Annotated in this window: 12 protein-coding genes; 4 read left to right on the top strand and 8 right to left on the bottom strand. The window is 51.4% G+C overall.

From position 1 onward, the window contains the following. Positions 1 to 38 precede the first annotated feature (38 nt). The 5 genes from JI741_RS02525 to JI741_RS02505 are packed head-to-tail and all read right to left on the bottom strand — an operon-like array spanning position 39 to position 5578. A complete protein-coding gene (locus JI741_RS02525; protein WP_202007075.1) occupies positions 39 to 770 on the bottom strand; it encodes a tyrosine-protein phosphatase in 732 nt (243 codons plus the stop codon). Then, entirely contained in the window at positions 771 to 3104 is a 2334-nt protein-coding gene (locus tag JI741_RS02520; protein ID WP_202007073.1) for a GumC family protein, read from the bottom strand. Between the two features lie 6 nt (positions 3105 to 3110). After that, on the bottom strand, positions 3111 to 3878 hold the full coding sequence (locus tag JI741_RS02515) for a polysaccharide biosynthesis/export family protein (RefSeq protein WP_369411715.1): 768 nt from the start codon (positions 3876 to 3878) through the stop codon (positions 3111 to 3113). Positions 3879 to 3896: 18 nt separating this feature from the next. Continuing rightward, complete coding sequence (rfbC, locus tag JI741_RS02510; RefSeq protein ID WP_202007071.1) at positions 3897 to 4448, bottom strand: dTDP-4-dehydrorhamnose 3,5-epimerase; 552 nt, start codon at positions 4446 to 4448, stop codon at positions 3897 to 3899. A gap of 17 nt (positions 4449 to 4465) precedes the next feature. Continuing rightward, complete coding sequence (locus JI741_RS02505) at positions 4466 to 5578, bottom strand: glycosyltransferase family 4 protein (RefSeq protein WP_202007069.1); 1113 nt, start codon at positions 5576 to 5578, stop codon at positions 4466 to 4468. Between the two features lie 180 nt (positions 5579 to 5758). Here JI741_RS02505 and hflX point away from each other — a divergent pair, with 180 nt between their 5' ends. Continuing rightward, positions 5759 to 6958: a GTPase HflX gene (gene hflX / locus JI741_RS02500; RefSeq protein WP_202007067.1), complete on the top strand. Its 1200-nt coding sequence runs from the start codon at positions 5759 to 5761 to the stop codon at positions 6956 to 6958. Between the two features lie 108 nt (positions 6959 to 7066). On the opposite strand, the gene JI741_RS02495 is transcribed toward hflX, so the two are convergent. From JI741_RS02495 to JI741_RS02485, 3 genes are all read right to left on the bottom strand, one after another. Further along, positions 7067 to 11290, bottom strand: coding sequence for a CHAT domain-containing protein (locus JI741_RS02495; protein WP_202007065.1), 4224 nt, complete (start codon positions 11288 to 11290; stop codon positions 7067 to 7069). A 138-nt stretch (positions 11291 to 11428) separates the two neighbouring features. Continuing rightward, positions 11429 to 13558, bottom strand: a complete 2130-nt coding sequence (scpA, locus tag JI741_RS02490; RefSeq protein WP_202007063.1) for a methylmalonyl-CoA mutase — start codon at positions 13556 to 13558, stop codon at positions 11429 to 11431. Next, the gene (locus JI741_RS02485) at positions 13555 to 14688 is read right to left on the bottom strand and encodes a methylmalonyl-CoA mutase family protein (protein ID WP_202007061.1); all 1134 of its coding nucleotides are present in this window, start codon (positions 14686 to 14688) and stop codon (positions 13555 to 13557) included. Before JI741_RS02485 ends, scpA begins: the two co-directional genes overlap by 4 nt. Positions 14689 to 14882: 194 nt before the next feature. Between JI741_RS02485 and dnaA the strand changes: the two genes are divergently transcribed. The 3 genes from dnaA (at position 14883) to JI741_RS02470 (ending at position 18610) form a co-directional block, all read left to right on the top strand. Further along, entirely contained in the window at positions 14883 to 16304 is a 1422-nt protein-coding gene (dnaA, locus tag JI741_RS02480) for a chromosomal replication initiator protein DnaA (RefSeq protein WP_202007059.1), read from the top strand. A gap of 252 nt (positions 16305 to 16556) precedes the next feature. Continuing rightward, entirely contained in the window at positions 16557 to 17207 is a 651-nt protein-coding gene (locus tag JI741_RS02475) for a TetR/AcrR family transcriptional regulator (RefSeq protein WP_202007057.1), read from the top strand. Between the two features lie 41 nt (positions 17208 to 17248). Beyond that, positions 17249 to 18610 (top strand): TolC family protein, encoded by a 1362-nt coding sequence (locus tag JI741_RS02470; RefSeq protein WP_202007056.1) that lies wholly within the window; start codon positions 17249 to 17251, stop codon positions 18608 to 18610. Positions 18611 to 18613: the final 3 nt, after the last annotated feature.

The raw sequence follows: 18613 nt of genomic DNA, 5'->3' as shown, positions 1-18613 counted from the left end.
AAAGCGTTTTGACATAAAATGAAAATTACAGACCGCCGTCAAAGCGAACGGTTGAGCAGGGGCAAAGATAGTGCTTTTTGAAAATGCCGCGTAGACTGTGCTGCGGCCACAAGCTGCGCGTGAGGCATGCCGTGGCAATCGCTGCCCAGCATGTGCACCCATCCGTTGTCGATGAGCTTTTGCGCGGTGCGTTGCGCATTCTTGGAATAGTGGCCGGTGAGCGAGCTGATGTTGATTTGAAAGAGCACGCCACGGTTCAACAGGTCTTCGGCTTTCTCGATGTTGTTCTGAAGATAGAGATAGCGTTCGGGGTGGGCCAGCACCGGCTTGTATCCTTTTGTGTTGGCCTTGAAAATAAACTCGTTGAGGTTGAGGGGCTCGTTGATGAAGTTGGTTTCAAAGAGCAGGTAGTTTTTTCCAAACGTCAGCAGCTTTTGATTTTCTTCTACCATGCGCAACATGTATTCGTCGAGGTAATATTCGGCCACGGTGTCGAGCGCCATGTCGATGTTGCGTGACGCCAGGTAGGCGCGGAGTTTTTCGAGGGCGTCGAGAATAATCTCGGGTGTGTTGCGATAAGCGTCACTCATCACGTGGGGTGAGGTGATCAGTTTTTTGTAGCCCAGCTTCTGAAAGAAGAGGATCACTTCTTCGGCTTGTTCATAGGTTTGCACGCCGTCGTCCAGCCCCGGCAGCAGGTGCGAGTGAATGTCGGTGAGCAGGGGTGGGGCTTCCGACGGTTTTGTTTTCTTTTTGAACCAGGAGAACACTTAGGAGGAGCTAAAGATTTTTTTCAGCCAGGGACGTCGCGTAGGTTCTTCGTAGTAACCATAGCCATAGCTCTGCTCGCCGGTTGAAGGCAACGCGTTGAGCAGCGTGGTGATATTCGAAAACTTGTTAATGGTGACGATGCGATTCAGGTTCGTGATGAAATCCTTTTTGGAATAGTCGGCCCTGAAGATGTAGATGGAAATGTCGGCGCGCTTCATGGCCATGATGCCGTCGGTGACGAGGCCCACGGGTGGCGTGTCGAGAATGATGTAGTCGTAGTGTTGTTTGAGATCGTTCACCAGGTCTTCGAATTCACCGTTTAGCAAAAGCTCGGACGGATTGGGCGGGTGAGGTCCCGAGGGAATGTAGTCAAAGTTGGAAAGGGCTGTGCTGGCCAGACATTCCTGCCAGGTGTTTTTGCGGATCAGAATCGTGCTTACCCCTTTGGAGTTGTCGTCGATTTTCACGGGCAGGTTCACCTTTGGTTTGCGCATGTCGAGGTCCAGCAGAATCACTTTCTTTTTCGACAGCGCCATCACACCACCCAGGTTGAGAGCGATAAACGATTTTCCTTCGCCCGACACGGTCGACGATATGGCAATCACTTTTTTCTTGCCGTGTGCATTGAAGTAGTCAAGATTGGTACGCAGTGTACGGAAGGCTTCGCTCACCATCGACTTGGGGTGATCTTTCACGTGCAGGTCTTGCCCGTTGGAGTGGCGCGACGACGGTACCACGCCCAGCACAGGGATGTTGTGAATGCGCTCAATGTCCTGCAGTGTGGTGATCTTGTTGTTGAGCAGGTAGAGGACCCCAACAAAAAACAAAATCAGGATGATGCTGGCCACAAAGCCCACGGCCGTCACCATCATCCTGTTGGGCGATATGGGCGTGTGCGGCATGGTGGCGGGCGACAATATTTTGAAATCGGGGATGCTTCCGGCCTGCGCAATTTCGAATTCAGACTTCGACTGCATGAGCGACAGATAGAATTGCTCGTAGAGTTTATAGAAGCGGAGGTTCTTCGAGAACTGCGTGCTCTTGTCGGGGATGTTCACAAACTCGTGTTCAAGACGCAATTTCTTTTTGTTGATCTCTTGCAACCGTTTTGTCCAGACCGTTTTCAATTCGTCCAGTTGATGATAGGCTTTTTCCTTCAGTGTCTCAATTTCCTTTTGACGCTGGCGGTAGGCAAACGTGACCTCGTTGTAGGAAAGCTTTAGTTTTTCCTGATCCAGAAAAAGATTTTCCAGCTGTTCCAGATTTTTGGAAACCGAAGGCGGAAGACTGTTGCGTTGCGAAAGGGAGACAAAAAGATTGTCGCTGCGCAAGCCGTCCATCAGGGTGGCAGCATCAACAATGCGCTGGCTGATTTCATAGCGCTGCGAATCCAGTTTGTTGATGGCCGCCACAGTTATTTTTAGATCGGCGTCCAGGTCGTTTGTTTTGTTTTGGAGGGTGAAGTTTTCGAAGTAGTCTTCATAGTCTTCCATCTTCCGTTCAATGTTCACCAGCTCGTGCGACACCCAGTCGATCTTCTGCTTGTTGGCCAGGTTCTTTTGTTCGTTGCTGTAGTTCAGGTAGATCGAGTCGATCTTGTTGAGGATGGCGTGTGCCTTGAAGGGATTGTTGTCCTTGAAGGCAATGCGCACCGTGTTGGCGTTCAGGTTCAGGGGTTCGGCCGTGAGGTTTCGCAGCAGATAGTCGAGCAGGTATTCGCGGCTGTTCAGCACAAAGAAGTAGCCGATCTCATCGCCTTTGGCGAAGTTAGGATTGCGTTCGAACACAAGGTCCACGCCACTCAGCGTCAGGTGATCGTTGTAGCGACCGGGTGTTTCTTTGCCGTTGTCGCCCACGTGCACGGAAAACTCATGTTCATTGAGTTCTTCAAAATAGATGGGCACATTAAAGACGCTTTCATTCGCAGCAACATAGCGCACCACAAATGGGGTGTTGTTAAACAACTCGTCGTTCAGCACACGGCCCACGCTGAAATAGCTCACGTTCAGGTGCGACGAGTCGAGCACCCGGCTCAGAAACAAACGCGATTCAATGAGTTCAATTTCGCCGGAGATCAGGTTCACGCTCTGGTCTTCCATGGCGCTCTTGATGCCGAACTCCGTGGCTTCTTTCTTGATGTCAAGCTTCACTTCCGACGACGACTCATACAGGTTTTTGGTGTAGCGCACCGTGAGGTAGGCAATGGAATTGATCACCGCCAAAATCAGCACCATCCAGATCCAGTTGCCCCTGAAAATGGTTTTGAGTTTGGTGAGGTCGATGGTTTCGCTCGCCTGTGGTGAAAGATGTGACGTTTGCCTTTGCGTTTCCAAGAGCCGTTAGTTTATACTAAAAAGAACTACCACCAAAGTGGTCAAACTGGTGAGTATACTGATGACCGGTCCATAGTCGCGCACGGCTTCGGTAAAGGGTCTGCGAATGGGTTCAACATAGATCACATCACCGGGTTCTATGGTAATGTTGTTTTTCAGGTAGCCGTCGAACGTGGTGAGGTCGGCCAGGAACACTTCCTTGCCGCGCAGCACCCGGATGTTGTGGGCTTTGGCATCGTTGGATACACCCTTTGCCAGGGCCAGCACTTCCACGAGGTGCATGTTTTCGTTCACCAGCGGGATCACTTGTCCGCCCGGGGCGCCCAGCACCACCACGCGTTTGTTGGTGTAGCGCAGCACCACAAAGGATTGCTGGTAGTATAGCCCATACGCTTGCTGTAGCACTTCTTCGGCCTGCCGGATCGAAAGGCCTTCCACTTTGGTTTCGCCCACCATGGGGAACTTGCATACGCCGTTCACATCGACCAAGTAGGTTGGCACGGGGCGACTTGATGTTTCCTGACTTCTGGTTTCCTGCACCAGTTTGGCATCGGGGTCGATAAGCCGTTCGCCTTTGCTGGTGTAGACTTCGATAGTCAGATAGTCGTTTTTCTGGATGACGTAGTTTTTTTCGGCCTCGTCGGTTTGTTGTTTCAAGGCTTGTCCTTCGGGCAGGCGGAACATGATGTTCTGCTTGTAGGAGCCACAGGAGACGAGGAAGACGCTGAAAAGAAGAAGCGCGCTATGCGAATGCCGAAAAAGTTTTTGTTTCACGTACGAGGCGTTGGTTCATTACCGTGAAATTACTGATTTTCTTAACAATTCATCCATCGTCGGTAGCACCATGTCCTTCTCGGAGATGATGGGATCCTGCACACGCCAATCGATGTTGAGGGCCGGATCGTTCCAGCGCACACCAGTCTCGGAGGCCTTGTCGTAGAGATTGGAACATTTGTAGAAGAACACGGAGTCTTCCAGTGCGGCAAAGCCGTGGGCAAAGCCTTCGGGCACCATCAGCATGTTTCGCTTCTCGGACTCGAGCAGGCAGTAGTATACCTGGGCAAAAGTTTTGGAACCTGCGCGCAGGTCAACCACCACGTCCAGCACTTTGCCGGCCAGGCAGGTCACCAGCTTGGCCTGAGCATACGGCGCGCGTTGCATGTGCAGGCCGCGCACCACGCCCTTTTTGGAGAAGGATTGGTTCTCCTGCAGGAACGTGTAGGAGATGTTGTGTTTTTTGAACGTGTCGTCTTTATAGAATTCGTAGAACCAACCCCGGTCGTCTTTGTAGAGGGTAGGATAAATTTCCACCAGGCCTTCCATGCCGGTTGCTTTTACTTCCATGAATGAAACGTTGTGTTTTAGGATGCTTGCCGAAATGCCGACAATGCCGCAAGGTACTTGTTTATGACAACAGATTCATCATATTCAGCCTCCATCTTTATGCGGCCGTTCTGGCCAAACACCTGCAATTTGTCGTCGCCGAGATTTGCCATCTGTTTCATTTTTTCGGCCAGGTCGTCGGCATCCTTCAGTTTGCAGAGAAAGCCGTTATAGTCGTTCTGCACCACGTGGTTGCAGCCGGGAACGTCGGTGGCGATGATGGGCTTCGATGAGCTTGCGGCCTCAAGCAACGTGCGGGGTGTGCCTTCGCGGTAGGAGGGCAGCACAACACAGTCGGCATCATTGATAAACGAGCGCACATCGTTTGTTGTGCCCAGGTATTCGATGGTGCCGCTGTCGATCCATTCCTGAATCACATCCAGCTTGATGCCGCGTTTGTGTTCGGGATCTTTGGCGCCCAGCACCTGGAAGCGCGCGTTCACGCCTTTGCTTTTCAGCTTGCGCACCGCGTCGATGAACTCAATCACACCCTTGTCGGTGATGAGGCGGGAGATGAGGAGGAACGTAAATTTTTCGTTTCGTTTGAACGGCACCGGCTGAAAATGTTTCAGGTCAATGCCCGAGCCCGGCAGTATGTCGACCGCTTTCGCGGGAACAAGTTTTTTGTCGAGGAATAGTTTCAGGTCGTCCGGGTTCTGGAAGAACACCTTGTTGGCAAACCGGAAGCTGATGCGATAGAGAAATATGGCCACCGCCGACACCAGATTGTCTTTGAGGAACACGGTGCCCAGCCCACACACGTTGTTAATCACGGGAATCCTCAGCAACGAGGCTGCCAGCGTGCCATAAACATTGGGCTTAATCGTGTAATGCAGAATAATATCCGGCCTAACCTTGCGGTAGATCATGTAAAGTTCGGCGACGAGCAGAGAGTCTTTTATGGGATTGGCGCCCCGGCTATCCATTTTTACCTTGTGGTGCACGCATCCGGCTTGTCTTAGAAGAGGCGTGTAGTCATCTTCGGGAGCTATAGTGTGAACTTCGTGGCCTTGCGCTTGCAGGGCGCGCACGAAATTCATCCTGAAATTGTAGATATTCCAGGACGTGTTCAATACGATCGCAATTCTCATCCTCTCTTTGGCTCTGATTGTCGAGAAAATTTCCGGTCCCTTGGCTCCGACGAACGGTCGTTTTTAGGGGTTATCTTCAACTTTCTCTGGTTTGGATTCAACAAAGGTATAAAAAGTAACAGCCCGCCTAAAACTTAGTTTAAAATATATCCGTTATGTTTGTTCGGTTTAACAAAACGAATGGCAGTTCAGGAAAAGAAAGCAGTATTGATAGCCCTTGGAGGCTCACAGGATCAGGAAGTTACACAGGAACACCTCGACGAGCTGGCCTTCCTGGCCGAAACGGCCGGGGTGAAGACCTTGAAGCAGTTTGTGCAAAATCTTCCACACCCCGATTCACGTACGTTTGTGGGGAAAGGCAAGCTCGCGGAGATCAAAGAATATGTTCTGGCCGCCCGCGTCAACAATGTCATTTTTGACGAAGATCTGACCCCGTCTCAGCTCCGCAACCTGGAGAAGGAATTTAACGGGCAGGACGACGACGAGTTTAAAGTGCGCATCTACGATCGCAGTTTGTTGATCCTCGACATTTTTCTGTGGCGTGCACAAACGGCCCAGGCCCGCACCCAGGTGGAACTGGCCAGAAACCAATATTTACTGCCCCGCCTAACCCGGATGTGGACCCACTTGGAACGCCAGCGCGGGGGCACCGGCACACGGGGCGGCTCGGGCGAGCGTGAAATTGAAACCGACCGGCGAAACATCCGCAACCAGATCAGCGTGTTGAAGGACCGGCTTGAAAAAATCGAAAAGCAGAAAATCACCCAACGAAAGTCGCGCGGCAACGTGGTGCGTGTGGCGCTTGTGGGCTATACCAACGTAGGCAAATCCACCCTCATGAATTTGCTTTCAGGTTCGGGCGTGCTGGCGGAAAACAAACTGTTTGCCACCGTCGACGCCACCGTGCGCAAGGTCACGTTTGGCAATGTGCCCTTTCTGTTGTCAGACACGGTAGGGTTCATTCGCAAACTTCCCCATCATCTCATCGAATCGTTCAAGTCCACACTCGACGAAGTGCGTGAGGCCGACATCCTGTTGCACGTGGTGGACTTCGCCCATCCGTTTCACGACAACCAGATTGAGGTAGTGTCGAAAACGCTGCAGGAAATTGGCGCTGCCAACATCACCACCATATTGGTGTTGAACAAGATCGATCTTTACCTGAAGCAAAATCCGGAAGCCGATCTGGAAGAACGCAAAGGCTACTATCGTGAAATGGGATTTCAACATGTCATCTTTGTATCGGCTACGAAAAACGAAAACATCACGGCGCTGAAACGACTCATGTTCGAAGAGATCAAACAGAAACATATTCAGATCTTCCCCAACTTTTTCAAAGATGGCTATGAGTTTGCACCCTGGCCACAGGAACAGGCATAACCTTCAATGGAATATTTTATAAACAGAAGCGCCCCGCTTGAATGTACTTCAGGCGGGGCGCTTTTCTTTTTCGAATCGTGAGACCGCGATCCGGCGTTGTGATATTTCTTAATCCAGCCCGATCATCATAAAAGCTCCCCAATAGATGGGCTCCGGGTATTCTACGCGGAGTTCTTTTTTGGCTTCGATGAAACTCTGACGAAGGTTGTTTGAGTTGAGCCACTTCTGATAAAATTTCAGCATCAGTTTTTGGGTGGCGTCATCATCTACTTTGAACATGCTCATGATAAGAACTTTTGCACCGGCCACCAGGAAGGCACGTTGCAGGCCATATACCCCTTCGCCGGCTTCGAGTTCGCCAAGGCCCGTTTCGCAGGCGCTCAGCACCACAAGGTCGGTCTTGTCGAGGTTCAGGCTCATGGCTTCATAGGCGGTGAGGATGCCGTTCTCCATGTTGAAGTTGTATTCTGTTTTGTCCATCAGGTCGCCGGCGCCACGCAGCAACAGACCGGTGCGCATCAGCGGATTTTGGTTGAGTGTGGCTTCGCTGCCTTGCAGTTCGTCTTCCAGCTTTACTTGTGCCGTGGGGCGATAGAAACCGTGTGTGGCGATGTGGAAAATTTTGGGACTGTTAATTTCCTTCACGTTTTCTTCGGACGCTGTTTGCTCAACATACTCGGCGGTGATCCATCCCTTTTGTTTCAGCATGAACTGCAATTGGTTCACTTCCTTCTCCGTGCCGGGCAATGCCGAGATGGATTGGTCGGCGGTGGCTGCCGCATAGAAAGTAGGATTGCCAAACATCGACGCGGTGTTCTGTGGCGCGGTGGCTTTTGATTTCACTTTTCGCAGATACAAATCTTTGGTGTTGCTCACCAGCACGATGTTGGCATTGTCGATCACATATTTGCCGTCGGGTGTGGGAATGGCTTCGAGGTTGATCTGGTTGTAGACACCATCGGCCGAAAGATAGATGGTGGCCGACTGGCCGATTTCGTCTTGCAGAGGTTTCCAGAAAACGCCGTACGAAACTTCGTCGGGTATTTTGCCGGTGATGGCGTTGCGATAGAATTTGAAGTAACGCGTTTCCAGTTTCTTGCCGTCTTTCAAGAGAATGGCTTTGGGTTTTGATATATCGGATTTAAGATACAGCGCCGCATAAATCACCGAGTCGGTGAAGTCGTGGTTGAAGTAGCGATAGCGCACCATCTCGATGGCCGTCTCGTTTGTCTTCAGGGCTTTCTTCACATCTTCGAACGTGATGCGTTTGTTGTCGAAGCTCTGGCCAAACAATTCCGATTTCTGGCTGAGGTCTTTCTCCAGGCGTTCCACTTCGCTCTGCAGCGCACCGGGGTCTATGCCATTTTCCAACAACTGTGATGCGCTCATCGACAGGGCGAGGGTGAGTTTTTCTTTTTTCTCCACCCACATGCTGTATTGAAGTTTGAGCTGATCGTCGGTGCTGTGCAAAATGCGCTCGCGGATTTTGATGGACGAGCTGAGCAGCAACGCCTTGGTGAGCAATTGATAGTTGTAGACTTTTCCCGAAAGGTCGCGGAAGTCGTCGAGGTTGCTCAAGGCAAGGGTGTTATAGAATTCGAAATCGCCCTTGATGGTATTCCAGTATTTTGCTTTTTCGCGTTCGCTCAGGGCGGGGAAAAATTGTTTGATGAAGTTCTCGTAGTTGGAGAGCGATTCTTCGATGAGGCGTTTCGAACGTTTATAGTCCTTCTGCATGTAGGCCACCTTGCTGAGCTTCGACAACACCTTCACATATTCGGGGTGCGTGGCACTAAAGAATTTCTCGTACAGATTTTTTGACTGATTATAGAATTCCTCGGCTTTCTTGTAGTTTTTCAATTGATAATAAACATCGCCGGTGAGCGTATAGATGGAGGCGGCGTTGATGTTGTTCTTTGTGCCGGTTTTGGTGCGCCAGATGTTTTCGGCAACGGTCAGTGAATTGAACGCGAGGTCGAATTTCTTTTCGGAGATATAAAGTACCGCTACGTTCTTCAGGATCTCGGCATACTGCGGATTCTCCTTGCCAAGACGTGCGGCCATGATGTCGCGCGATTCCAGCATCAGCCTTTCCACATCCTGAGGTTTGTCGCCTTTATAGAATTTGATAAGGGCCAGTTGTGAAAGCGATTTGGCCACTTCAATGTGGTTGCGTCCGAATTGTTTTTCCTGGCTCGTGATGGCTTTTGTTACGTTCTTCTCGGCCTTGTCGTAGTCGCCGAGCGTGTAGTAGATGTCGCTGAGAAGTTTTTGTGTCGGCGCCGTTTTCGTGGAGATTTCGCCATACGATTTCACGGCGATCTGGTTGGCGCGTGTGGCGATGCGTTCGGCTTCGGTGTAGTCGCCTTTGGCAAGCATGAGGCGTCCTTTATTAACAAGCGGTTCGATGAGGCGCAACGAGTTGCCACCATAGAGTTTCTCGTATTCCGGAATCTGCGTGCTCAGCAAATGATCGGCGTCTGAATAGCGGCCCAATTGAATGAAGAGTGCGGTCAATTCTTCGGCGGCAGAGAGCTCGCTGCCCACCACAATTTTTGCATTTTTAATCAGCTTGGCAGAGCGCTCGAGGTTGGTTTCGGCCTCATCAAAAAGACCTTTGATGCCGTAGAGCTTTGCCTGCGTATCGAGCAGGTGAACATAGTCGCCGATGCGATTTTCGTCTTTGCGTTTTTCTTCCAGAATGGTTAGGGCTTGTGCAAGGTGTTGTTCTGCCTTTTCGTATTGGCCGAGTTTGATTTCCAGCTGTGCGATGCGATCAAGCTCAACGCCATAGTCAGGATCGTTGTTGCTGTATTTCGACCGCGCCACATCCGACGCCTGGGAGAGTGTGGCAGAGGCCTGCGCATATTTATCGGAGAATTCGTAGAGGAAGGCGAGGTGATTCAGGATGTCGAGGTTGTCTTTTTGCCATGGCCCGATTTCTTTCGAGACAATTTTGGTATAGCTCTCGTCATAAATTTTTGAAGCTTCTTCAATCTTGTTGGTGTAGTCCAAGTAGAAACCGGCCAGACGCAAACGCGCGAGGTGATAGGTGGGAGAGTTCTCGCCACAAAGTTCCTTCTCGATGTCGGTTATCTGATTCAAATAGTTTTCTGCGTTTGTGTAGCGCTTCTCGCGAAGCGACAAGTCATAGAGAAAATTGAGCGTGCGTTCAGTGGTGCGGTAGTTTTTGGGGAGCGATTTGGAATTGATCAGGCCCATCGCGTCGTTCTCAAGGTCTTTTGTTTTGTCGCGTTGCACTTTCGAGTCAAATTCCACTGCCTTCAGATTGATGCGTACAAGGCTGGCCTTGGGAAAATATTTGTCGATCATCTTCTCATACTCCAGCTTCACGTTGAGGTAGCGCGCGCGGTTATCTTCTTCCAGTAAGTTGTGGAGGTAAGCCAGGTAAAGATCATGGCCCAACGCGCTGGTAGGTGTGGTACGGCGTTTCAGGTCGTTGAGCAAGTTGTCGAATTCAAGTTCTTTTTCGCGGTCCTCGTTGCCGTTGTCCACGAGCATGCGGGCGTATAGAAAATTGTTTTGGACGAGATAGAGTCCGGTTTCTCCCATGAAGCGCTGGTTCTTACGAATCCAGGTTTGCGCTGCCTTGAAGGCTGAGTCGGCAGAGATCAATGCCCCTTTTTTTGAATAGGCGTTTGCCGTCAACGTGAGGAGCCTGGCGTAAGCAGAATGGCGTGGTAGCAACTCTTCGTCGGGCACGCGTTGTGTTTTGATGCTGGCACCATCCACTTTGGTTTCTTTTTCCACCGCGCGTCCTGCGTAGTAACTTTCCACGCTGCGCAACACGGCAATGGCTTCGTTGCAAAATCCTTGTCCTGTCAACGCTTCACCTTCGGCCAGGGCAATGCGTCCTTTAAAAGCATCCGACATCAGGTTGGCTTTTGTGAGCAGTTCTTTTGCTTTGGTGATGTAGTCGCGGGCGATGCGATAGTTTCCGTATTCGTTGTAGAGCTCCGCCACGTCCAGCAGCATGTTGGCATAGGTTGCACTGTTGTCGCCATACATGGTCTGGCTGGCCAGCAGCGCATCGTTCAATGTTTTGTCAAAATCCGTGAGCAAGCCCAACGAAAGGTTGATGCGGGCTTCGCGAAAGATAATGCCCGGCATGTAGGAATTCTGCTGGCCCATTTTTGCGACGACAGATTTCTTCAGCTTCTGCAATCCGCTGCTGGCCTTTTCGAAACTGCCGGAAGCAAAGCTGGCGTCGACCTTCTTCAGACTTTTGTCGAACTTCTTATTCTGCGCAAGCAAGGGTTGAGCGGCAACGATGAACATTACCACAAACAGGAACAACCTGACACGTTTCATGGAGCAAGGGTTTGAATTGGACTACTAAAGTAATGAATTTTCAGTAGCGCACACGGGGCCACGCACAATGCTGTGCACCTGAATTCAAGTATTCATCCCAACCCGGAGCGTTGCGAAGACGACGGTGGTGTTGGTAATTTATTCGGGCATGAGCCGCTCCAGAATTTCGCGTGCGGCCGTGGTGATGACCGTGCCCGGCCCAAACACAAACGACACGCCGGCATCGTAGAGGAAGCCGTGGTCTTGGGCGGGGATAACACCGCCGGCAATGACCATGATGTCGGGACGGCCTATTTTTTTCAGCGCGCCAATCAGGGAGGGAATCAGCGTTTTGTGTCCACCGGCAAGGCTGGACGCGCCCACCACGTGCACGTCGTTTTCGGCGGCCTGCATGGCCACTTCCTCGGGAGTTTGAAATAACGGTCCGATGTCTACATCGAAGCCCAGGTCGGCGAAGCTGGTGGCGATCACTTTTGCCCCGCGATCGTGCCCATCCTGACCCATCTTTGCGACCAGAATGCGCGGGCGCCGGCCATCGCGTTCGGCAAAACGATCGGACAGTTCACGCACATCTTCAAAGGTCTTCTGGTCTTTCATCTCGCCCGAATATACACCGGAAATAGATTTGATAGTGGCTTTGTAGCGCCCGAAAGATTTTTCCATCGCCGACGATATTTCGCCCAACGTGGCGCGGTGGCGTGCGGCATCCACGGCGAGTGCCAACAGGTTACCCGTGCCGTTGGCAGCGGAGTCGGCCAATGCCTGCAAGGCTGCGTTCACGGCGTCGGTGTTGCGTTCGGCCTTCAGCTGTGTTAGACGTTCCAGTTGTTCCTGGCGCACGGCCGTGTTGTCGACTTCCAGAATTTCGAAGTCGGGCTTTTCGTCCGACACATATTTGTTCACACCAAGGATCACGTCTTTGCCTGCGTCGATGCGTGCCTGCTTGGCCGCCGCGGCCTGCTCGATGCGCATCTTGGGAACACCACTCTCTATGGCCTTGGTCATGCCGCCAAGTTTCTCCACTTCTTCCATGAGGCTCCACGCTTGTTCGGCCAGCTGGGCAGTGAGGCTTTCAACATAATATGAACCCGCAAGCGGATCAACGAGCGTGGTGATGCCCGTTTCTTTTTCGAGGTAGAGTTGGGTGTTGCGCGCGATGCGTGCCGAGAAGTCCGTAGGCAAGGCAATGGCTTCGTCGAGCGAATTGGTGTGCAGCGATTGCGTGCCACCCAGCACGGCGGCCATGGCTTCGATGCAGGTGCGTGTCACGTTGTTGTAGGGGTCCTGTTCGGTTAGGCTCCAGCCCGACGTTTGGCAGTGCGTGCGCAGCGCCATAGACTTCGCATTTTTAGGATTGAACTGTTGCACGATCCTCGACCACAGCAAACGGCCTGCGCGCATCTTGGCCACTTCCATAAAGAAGTTCATACCAATGCCCCAGAAGAACGACAGGCGGGGTGCAAAGTCGTCTATGGCAATGCCCGCGGCGATGCCCGCGCGAATATATTCGAGACCATCGGCAAGGGTATACGCCAGTTCGATGTTGGCCGGCGCACCGGCTTCGTGCATGTGATAGCCGCTGATGCTGATGGAATTGAACTTGGGCATGTGTTGCGACGTGTAGCGGAAGATGTCGGCTACGATGCGCATGGATTGGGCAGGCGGATAAATGTAGGTGTTGCGCACCATGAACTCCTTGAGGATGTCGTTCTGAATGGTGCCACTCAACTGCGCCGGCTTCACACCTTGCTCTTCGGCGGCCACAATGTAGAACGCCATGATGGGAATCACCGCGCCGTTCATGGTCATGGACACCGACATTTTGTCGAGCGGAATCTGGTCGAACAGAATCTTCATGTCCAGCACGGAGTCGATGGCCACGCCGGCTTTGCCCACGTCGCCCGACACGCGGGGATGGTCGGAGTCGTAGCCGCGATGTGTGGCCAAATCAAAGGCTACCGACAGTCCGCGTTGGCCTGCGGCGATGTTGCGCCGGTAGAAGGCGTTGGAATCTTTTGCTGTAGAGAACCCGGCGTATTGCCGGATAGTCCACGGCTTGGTGGTATACATGGTGGCATAGGGGCCACGCAGAAATGGCGGTATGCCCGCCGTGAAGTCAAGGTGAGGCGCGTTGCTGATGTCGGCTGCCGTGTAGCTTGCAGGGACCACGATTTTTTCGGGAGTGGTCCAGGTTGGCCCTTGGGATGCAGGCTTTGCCGGCGAAGCGCCCGTGGCATTGAACGATGTGCGTGTAAAGTCGGGCTTCATCCGTGTTGCAGGTTTTGTTGTAACGATTGCCAGGCGGCTTGTGCGATGGTGTGTGTGAGTTGGTTCACGGCATAGGCGCCGGCCAACGGATCGGCCACCTTGTCGAGGTGCGACTCTTCGCGCAGGATGGTGGACACGTTGCGTGCCATGCGCATCATCATGGTGTGTTCTTCCACTTCAGCATCCACGGTCAGGGCATCGCATCCGCCCATCACGGCGGCCATGGCGGCTGTGGTTGACTTTAGCAGGTTGCCATGGGGCTGAAACTTTTCGTTGATCCAAACTTCTGAACGCACATGAAGATGCAGCGCGGTGTCTGCAGAAGGCACGATGTGAAACGCTTGTGCGAGCGACGACCACAACAAGCGAAGGGCTTTCAGCTTGGCGATGGACGCGTAAAAATCTGTTCCCACCGGAAGTGACAAGGCGATATTTTTCCACGCTATTTCTTTTTCGATGCCTTCTTCGGTCAGTGCATCCATGAGGCGTGCAGCTTTGGTGAGGGCACCGGCAACTTCATCGACGGCGGTCGACGATGGTTCGATGATACCCCAGCGATGAAAATGATTTAGGTGTGACAACACATCAAGCTTGGGAATATTTTTTTCAGGCAAGTGTGTCCACCACACGGTGCCGGTGAGGGTGTTGGCTGCGAAGTTTTTTTTATCCAGGAAAGCGGTGATGCCATTGTCTATCGGTGTGTTGTGCGTCGCCAAAAAAGAGACACTGCAGTAAGGCCAGTCAATATTTTCCAACAGACCTGCGAAATCAACCGTTGGGCGATTCTGTACATCCAACAAAATGCCATCAGCACCATGATTTAAATGATGTAGAATAGTGCTGTTGGCTTTCTTTTCATCGGTGACCGTGACCCGTGGAACATTTTCCCAATAGCGGGCATTGCTGTGCGGGTGTTGCGAAGGTTGTATTTCAAATTGCTGAAGATAGGTTAGGGCGGCCGTGTCGTGGCGGTCATAATAGGGCAAAAACGATAGCCCTGCGCTGTTCCACGCCAATGCCTCTTCGGGATTTTTTCCTTCTATCTCCGCGGCGGCGGCCTTTAGCCAATCCGCTTTGTTGGTTTTTGAAAAAGATTGTTGCAGAAGGTTGTGAAGAGGCGATTCAGACATGCGGGTGAATTTTATATCTCAATTTTAATCAAGTTTTTGCCAACAGATCGCCTTTTATTTTTAAATTTTTTGCATCATATATTTTTCTGAAAAATCAAGGATAGGGCGGCTTGTTTTGTTAAAGTCTTTTTTCACATCTTTGTCTCCCTTTCCCAAAGGGTATCTTAAAAAATCACAGAATTTGGAGATCAACAATGGAAGTTAGCTGCGGAACAGTATGGAATGATTGTCTTGAGGTGATTCGTGAGAACGTCGGGGAAGAGAACTTCAACACATGGTTTAAACCCATAACGCCCTTGCGTGTGGATGGCGACGTGTTAACGATACAGGTTCCTTCTCAGTTCTTCTACGAATGGCTTGAGGATAACTATGTCCCTGTGCTGAAACGCGCCATACACACCGTGCTGGGTCCAACAGGTCGGCTGGAGTATTCTGTGGTGGTCGACAGTGGTAATCAACAAGCCCCTGCCGTGTCGGTGAACTATCCTGTGAATGGTGCGGGCAATCGCAGAAGCGCAGTGAATGGCTTTGGCAACGATGATTATTCCCCCTTTTCCTATAAAGCCTTAAATCCACACACCGTAAACTCGCGTCTCAACGCAGCCTACAGTTTTGATAATTTTGTGGAGGGCGATTGCAACCGGTTGGCGCGTTCGGCCGGTGTGGCAGTGGCCAAAAAGCCCGGCATCACATCGTTCAATCCATTGATGCTCTATGGTGGTGTTGGCGTGGGCAAAACCCACCTGGTGCAAGCCATCGGCAACGAAATCAAAAGCAACATGCCCAGCAAAGTGGTGTTGTATGTTGATCAAAGCGATTTCACAAACCAGTTTCTCAATGCCCTGCAAAATCACAAGCTGCAGGACTTTCAGAACTTCTATCAGCAAGTAGACCTCCTCATTCTCGACGACGTGCAGTTTCTGGCAGGCCGCGAAAAAACACAGGAGATGTTCTTCCATATCTTCAACCAGCTTCACCAGTCGGGCAAACAGATCATCATGACCAGCGATTGCCCGCCGCGCGATATGAAGGGTTTCCAGGAAAGACTGCTGTCCCGCTTCAAATGGGGACTCACAGCCGATTTGCAGGAGCCCGATTTCGAAACCAAGCTGGCCATCATCAACCGCAAGATGCAGGCCGACGGCATCCAGATTCCCACAGAAGTGTCGGAATACCTGGCCTACAGTGTCGACACCAACCTCCGCGACATGGAAGGCGTGTTGAATTCGCTCATCTTCCACGCCACCCTGCTCAAAAAAGAAATCGACCTGGAGCTGGCAAAGGAAGTGTTGAAAAACATCATCAAGGAAATTCAGTCAGACGTTAGCGTAGACTTCATCCAGAAAACAGTAGCCGAATCGTTTAAAGTGGATTTGGATGCGATGAAGGGCAAAGTGAAAAAACGCGAAATTGTGATCCCCCGCCAGGTGGCCATGTATTTCTGCAAGCGCTACACGCAATTGACCCTCGCCCTTATCGGCGAAAACTTTGGCGGCCGCGACCACAGCACAGTGATCCACGCCCTGGAATCGGTGGAAGACATGATGAAGACCGATCCCAACTTCAAAGCTACCGTAGACGACCTCGGCAAAAAGCTGAAAATGCGCGTAAACTGACCATCCCAGGTCTTCCTTAAATCACGTTCCAACCTGATTCAACTGGATTTGGCCCAAAACGCCAAGCGCTCACCTTTTTTCGGCGCCTGTTTTCTTAGTGTTTTTTGAGGATTCAGACGTAGTCAGGATGCTCTATTATATAGTGTCCAGCCTAACCCTGCTTCGATTGCTTTAGATGGCACCAATTTTTTTGAGGATTCGGAAAACAAATAGTAACTTAACACCGTTAAGTAAATCATCAACTGACCGGAAATGACTATTTCAACCCGAAAAGAGCGTCAAAAGGAGGAACTGAAGGCCAAAATCCTGCAAACAGCCAAAGAGCTGTTTATGGAGCATGGCTATGAGGCGACTTCGATCCGGAACATTGCCGAGCGCATTGAATATTCTCCCACCACCATCTATCTATATTTCAAGGACAAAGACGATATTTTCTACGCCCTCCACCGCGAAGGTTTTGTGTTGCTCAATCAGTATTTCCGCCCCCTGAGTCACGTCGCCAACCCATTCGAACGGCTGAAGGCCATCAGCAAGGCCTATATCACGTTTGCCATCGAAAACGGCGAGCTCTACGACCTGATGTTCATTCTGCAATCGCCGATGGACGCTTTGAAAAAAGATAAGTCAGACAAAAAAGACGATCCCGATTGGGAGGAAGGCAACCGTGCCTTTGCCTTTCTGGTGAACACCATCGAAGAATGTATCGCCATGGGTTCGTTCAAAGGCATGAATGCCGAGATCCTGGCCTTCACAACGTGGTCGATGGTGCATGGTGTGTGTTCACTGGAAATCAGGAACCGTTGTTCGGTCATTTCCGAGCTGAATCAAAAAGATTTGGCACAACGCGCTTGCGAGATGATCAACGAAATTCTGGATCGTTCCCATAATTATACTCCATCGTAAAAAATTTGCCACATTAATTAACAGTGTAAACTTTATGTTCAATGAAAACTAGACCACTCACACAACGACTTCGGTTCAGCCTTTTGGCGGCGTTGACTGCGCTATCGCCTGCCTTAACGGCGCAAACCGTGCTGGACAACTATGTTCGCGAAGGGTTGAAAGACAACCAGGTGCTGCAGCAGAAAAACATCTCGCTGGAGCAGGCACAACAGTCATTGCAGATTGCCCGCAGCTACTTCTATCCTTCGGTGAACCTACTGGGTGACTACACGTCGGGAGAAGGGGGCCGGAGCATTTCCATTCCGGTTGGCGATTTGCTGAACCCGGTCTATGCTTCGCTGAACCAGCTGACGCAAGGCGACCAGTTTCCGCAGATCGACAACGTGAATCAGAACTTCTTTCCGCACAATTTCTACGATGCGCGTGTGCGCACCTCGCTGCCGCTGGTGAACACCGACCTGTATGTGAACCGGTCAATCCAAAGCCATCAGGTGGTGTTGAAGCAATATGAAGTTGAGCTCTTTAAACGCCAATTGGTGCTCGACATCAAGTCGGCCTACTTCAGCTATCTCGCGGCCGTGTCGGCAGTGAAGATCTATGAGAGCGGGCTTGGGTTGGTCAATAAGAATGTGGAGGTGAACGAATCGCTGTTGCGCAATGGCAAGAGCCTTCCTGCAAACTACCTGCGCAGCAAGAGCGAAGCCGAACGGGTAAAGGCAGACCTGAACAGCGCAGCCAATCGTGTGGTGAACGCCCGCAAGTATTTTAATTTCCTGCTCAACAAACCACTCGACACCGAAATAGACGAACACTACACCGTAGCGGAGACGGTAGTGCCCGACACTGCGCTCACTTCCGTGGACGCACGCGAAGAGTTGAAAATGATTGCGACCACGCGCGAGATCAATCACGCCAGCGTGCGGCTGAACAAGCTGGCCCGCGTGCCCAAGGTGAACGCTTTTCTGGATCTTGGCTCGCAGGCATCGGACTGGAAGTTCAATGATAAATCGCGCTACTACCTGGTAGGCGTACAATTGTCGCTGCCATTGTTTCAGGGCTTTCGCAACAACATCAGCATCCGACAGAATAACCTGGAACTGCGCAAGACGGAATTGAATCTTTCGCGCACCACACAACAACTGCAGTTGGCGGCCGATGTAGCAAAGAACGATTTGCAGACTACCGTGCAGAACTATGTGGCCTCGCGCGAGCAATTGAAATCAGCACAGAGCTATTTTAATCTCGTGGAAAAGGGATACCAGCAAGGCATCAACACGCTCATCGAATTTTTGGACGGGCGCAATCAACTTACATCTTCCCAATTGCAGCAAAGCCTGCGTTTGTTTGAAATGCTGACGGCAGCGGCGCGACTGGAACGCGAAACGGCAGCCTATACTTTATAAAAT

The organism is Chryseolinea lacunae, from assembly GCF_016735595.1.
In the GTDB taxonomy this organism is placed as follows: Bacteria; Bacteroidota; Bacteroidia; order Cytophagales; family Cyclobacteriaceae; genus Chryseolinea; species Chryseolinea lacunae.
The sequence above is the reverse complement of the archived record's forward strand: the minus strand, read 5'-3'. Positions and strand labels throughout refer to the sequence as shown.

What these genes read in the sequence shown, in the direction of transcription:
- hflX (WP_202007067.1), top strand. Translation starts at nt 5,759, where the DNA reads ATGGCAGTTCAGGAAAAGAAAGCAGTATTGATAGCCCTTGGAGGCTCA.
- dnaA (WP_202007059.1), top strand. Translation starts at nt 14,883, where the DNA reads ATGGAAGTTAGCTGCGGAACAGTATGGAATGATTGTCTTGAGGTGATT.
- rfbC (WP_202007071.1), bottom strand. Translation starts at nt 4,448, where the DNA reads ATGGAAGTAAAAGCAACCGGCATGGAAGGCCTGGTGGAAATTTATCCT.
- scpA (WP_202007063.1), bottom strand. Translation starts at nt 13,558, where the DNA reads ATGAAGCCCGACTTTACACGCACATCGTTCAATGCCACGGGCGCTTCG.
- JI741_RS02495 (WP_202007065.1), bottom strand. Translation starts at nt 11,290, where the DNA reads ATGAAACGTGTCAGGTTGTTCCTGTTTGTGGTAATGTTCATCGTTGCC.
- JI741_RS02475 (WP_202007057.1), top strand. Translation starts at nt 16,557, where the DNA reads ATGACTATTTCAACCCGAAAAGAGCGTCAAAAGGAGGAACTGAAGGCC.
- JI741_RS02470 (WP_202007056.1), top strand. Translation starts at nt 17,249, where the DNA reads ATGAAAACTAGACCACTCACACAACGACTTCGGTTCAGCCTTTTGGCG.
- JI741_RS02505 (WP_202007069.1), bottom strand. Translation starts at nt 5,578, where the DNA reads ATGAGAATTGCGATCGTATTGAACACGTCCTGGAATATCTACAATTTC.
- JI741_RS02485 (WP_202007061.1), bottom strand. Translation starts at nt 14,688, where the DNA reads ATGTCTGAATCGCCTCTTCACAACCTTCTGCAACAATCTTTTTCAAAA.